Here is a 3,454-nt window from a genome sequence, read left to right on the forward strand (position 1 = left end):
CACCCCACACCCTACACCCCACACCCTACACACCACACCCCACACCCCCCACCCCACACCCCCACACCCCAAGACATCAATCGCCTTTAGACCTTAATCGAACTAGGTTCATCGACGGCGGCGATAATGCGATGACAACCGGAAAAGGGTTGCGCCCATTGATACTGGTGTTCTAAAGGATTACCCCAACAGAGGCCGAGATATAATTCCGTGCGCGCCACATCTAATTCCGCCCATTCGGACTGGGCGACTAATTCGGCTAGAGAATCGGCAGAAATGGGACGACGGGAGTTAAGCGCCCACCAAAAATTCATATTAGGGGTGATACTGTTCCAAAACTCTAAAACCGAGGCTTTGGCAGCCATGAGAATTTCCTTGTCACCCGCCACGGCAACTAATTGATTATGAATTTCGGGATAACGGAGAGTGCGATCGCTCCATTGACAAACACGCCAGATAATGCCCGAAACCTGATATTGTTGTTGATAATCGTGAACTTGGCGGCGAAAATCCTGATAGGCGAAGACTTTGCCCACCTTTTCTAGATTGATCGCCTTGGCAATCACTGGATTATCAATGCGCTCCGCCGGGGAGAGTAACAGACGTTCCCCCTTGCAAGTGGCGTGCATTTCTCGCTCGAGGATTTCAATTAACTGCTGTGTCGAGTAAGCCATACTACCGCTCTTACCTGAGAGAGGATTTCTTTTTATGATAAAATAATTTAGTAATTAGGGTTGGCTGAATAAATCTAAAAACCTTGTTGGATAAGACTTTTAGACTTTTTTGTCCTCAAAAAGTGCCAGCTGAGAGTGATCGGGGCGAAAATTCTGGGACTTTTTCCCTGAAAATTAGGTAATTGACCGTCTGAAAATGGGTAAAACCCTACACCCCACACCCCACACCCGGCCCTCACGAAAAACTTTTTGCCGCAAACCCTAATTAAGCGACTAAGCTAAGACGCATCTTAACCGCCTATCCTTAGATTAGCTGAATTTCCCCCAATCCCTTTACTATTGCCTCTTGCCTCTTGCCCCGTCTCAACAAGCAATTTAAATGCTTGACAGCTTACTAACTGTTTTAAGGTTAGCAATTAACTTGGATAAAGCGATGTCAGGCTTGTAATCGATAATCAGGTGAACGTAATCCGAAAAAAAGTCATCTAGACCTGTTAATAGGCAATTTATCTCCCGAATGAGCTACAATTATCGGTCCAACGTGGTTAATAGCGAGCAGATGCGTCGCATTGAAGGGGCAATTTTTGCCTCTGGTATGCCTGTGGCCGCTTTGATGGAAAAGGCAGCCCTGTTAACGGCACAACAGCTTAAAAAGTCCTATTCTTTGGCTAATTTACCCAAAATTGGCGTTATCGTCGGCCCTGGTCACAATGGCGGTGATGCTCTCGTGATTGCTAGAGAACTACATCTCGCCGGCTATCAAGTATCTCTTTTTTGTCCGATCGCCAAACTCAAGGATTTAACAGCACAACAGGCTAATTATGTCAAGCATTTAGGCTTAATTTTTCAGGAAACTTTAGAATCTTTAGAGGATTGTCAGTTAATTATCGATGGTCTTTTCGGTTTTGGTTTAGAAAGGACTTTATCGGGAGATATTGCCGAATTAGTCGATAAAATTAATAGTTGGCAAAAACCGGTAATTAGTATCGATATTGCTTCGGGAATTCACACCGACACCGGAGAGGTTTTAGGCACGGCAATTAAAGCCACTCATACCTTTTGTTTGGGACTCTGGAAGCGAGCTTTTTTCCAGGATTTGGCCCTACCCTATCTGGGTAAAGTGGAGTTAATTGATATCGGAATTAGTCCCCTTGACCTAGAAACAATTTTACAAGATTCACCGCCAATTCTGAGGGTTAATCCCGATCTAATTCGCCCTTATTTACCTTTACCCCGTCCTCTCCTTACCCATAAATATCAGCAGGGACATTTATTAATTATCTGTGGTTCTCGTCGTTATGCAGGGGGGGCAATTCTTGCCGGATTAGGAGCGCGAGGTAGTGGTGTGGGAATGCTTTCCATTGCCGTTCCTGCTGCCCTTAAATCTTTATTAATTAGTCATTTACCAGAAGCATTAATTATCGATTGTCCCGAAACTGCCACGGGAGCTATTGCCGAACTTCCCCTAGAATTAAATAATTATCATGTCCTCGCCTGTGGTCCTGGATTAACCACAGAAAATCCTGCTATTATCGAACAGGTTTTAGATAGTGATAAACCGATTATACTCGATGCCGATGCTTTAAATATTTTGGCTCAACTGGGTATAAAAAAATTATCATCTCGTCAGAATAAGACAATTTTAACGCCTCATTGGGGAGAATTTAAACGCTTATTTCCTAACTTATCAGGTTCTCAAGATAGGATTAATATCACTCAAGAAGCATCTCAACAAAGTGGTGCAATTGTCTTATTAAAAGGAGCCAGAACTATAATCGCCTCCCCGGAAGGTAAAATGTATATAATCCCCGAAAGTACCTCCGCTTTAGCGCGAGGTGGTAGTGGTGATGTTTTAACGGGATTAATCGGCGGATTCTTAACCCAAATGCCCGATAATCCCCCAGAAGCAACCGCATTAGCGGCTTATTTACACGCTCAAGCCGGCATTTTAGCGGCCAAAGAAAGGACAGAATTAGGAGTAGATGGAGTGACTTTAGCTAATTATTTATTTGCTGCCCTTAAAGATTTAAATTAAACTCCGAGGGGAAACACACGCAACCCAAAAACCGAGTAAAATCGATAAAGGATTAAGTAGGTAGGTGTTAAAAATTGTCAGATTTCCCCCTTACCAAAGGTAGGGTTAATTCATGAATTAACCCTACCATGAATCAGTCCTAAGATTAAGGGAGTATCAGAATTGATAATTGTTACTGTATCTAACATTAAAATATCTTTCATAATACCCACCAAACCTAAGAGAGCCAAAATATTATTAATAGCATAAATGTACTGTATTTAAACTGCCTATTGACATTTTAGTACAAATGCTCGGACTGCCTTAACCTAGCTCCGGCTCTCCCTTCTCCGGTGCAGTCTTAAGGATAGTCGGCATTTGATAAAACATAAGGAATGTTAACCAAAACCACTTATCGTTAAGGAATTTTGATAAGTTGGAGATTGAACAAAGATAGAAAGTCTCTAGCGCTGACAACTATGGCTGTAATTGTCCAAAAATACGGTGGTACATCGGTAGGTTCCGTGGAACGCATTCAATCGGTCGCTCAACGGGTCAAAAATACGGTAATAGCAGGAAATACCGTGGTGGTGGTCGTTTCTGCCATGGGTAAAACCACCGATGGATTGGTCAATTTAGCCAAACAGATCGCCGCCGAACCCTCGCGCCGGGAGATGGATATGTTATTATCCACGGGGGAACAGGTGACAATCGCCTTGATGAGTATGGCCCTAGAGGAAATCGGACAACCGGCCATCTCCCTAAC

General features: G+C 43.5%; 4 protein-coding genes. 2 read left to right on the plus strand and 2 right to left on the minus strand.

Going from position 1 to position 3,454, the window contains the following annotated elements:
• Positions 1-86 precede the first annotated feature (86 nt).
• Both PX636_RS21015 and PX636_RS21020 read right to left on the minus strand, forming a co-directional pair.
• On the minus strand, positions 87-674 hold the full coding sequence (locus PX636_RS21015) for a hypothetical protein (protein WP_288118693.1): 588 nt from the start codon (positions 672-674) through the stop codon (positions 87-89).
• A 375-nt stretch (positions 675-1,049) separates the two neighbouring features.
• Positions 1,050-1,193, minus strand: a complete 144-nt coding sequence (locus PX636_RS21020; protein WP_353853499.1) for a transposase — start codon at positions 1,191-1,193, stop codon at positions 1,050-1,052.
• Here PX636_RS21020 and PX636_RS21025 point away from each other — a divergent pair.
• Together PX636_RS21025 and PX636_RS21030 are read left to right on the plus strand one after the other, a co-directional pair.
• Positions 1,192-2,709: an NAD(P)H-hydrate dehydratase gene (locus PX636_RS21025; RefSeq protein ID WP_288118695.1), complete on the plus strand. Its 1,518-nt coding sequence runs from the start codon at positions 1,192-1,194 to the stop codon at positions 2,707-2,709. The two genes, PX636_RS21020 and PX636_RS21025, sit on opposite strands and share 2 nt — an antisense overlap.
• A 458-nt stretch (positions 2,710-3,167) precedes the next feature.
• Positions 3,168-3,454: amino acid kinase family protein (locus PX636_RS21030; RefSeq protein ID WP_502882910.1), on the plus strand; the 287-nt coding region annotated here is incomplete at its 3' end.

This window comes from Microcystis sp. M53598_WE2, from assembly GCF_030067735.1.
Classification (GTDB): Bacteria; Cyanobacteriota; Cyanobacteriia; order Cyanobacteriales; family Microcystaceae; genus Microcystis; species Microcystis aeruginosa.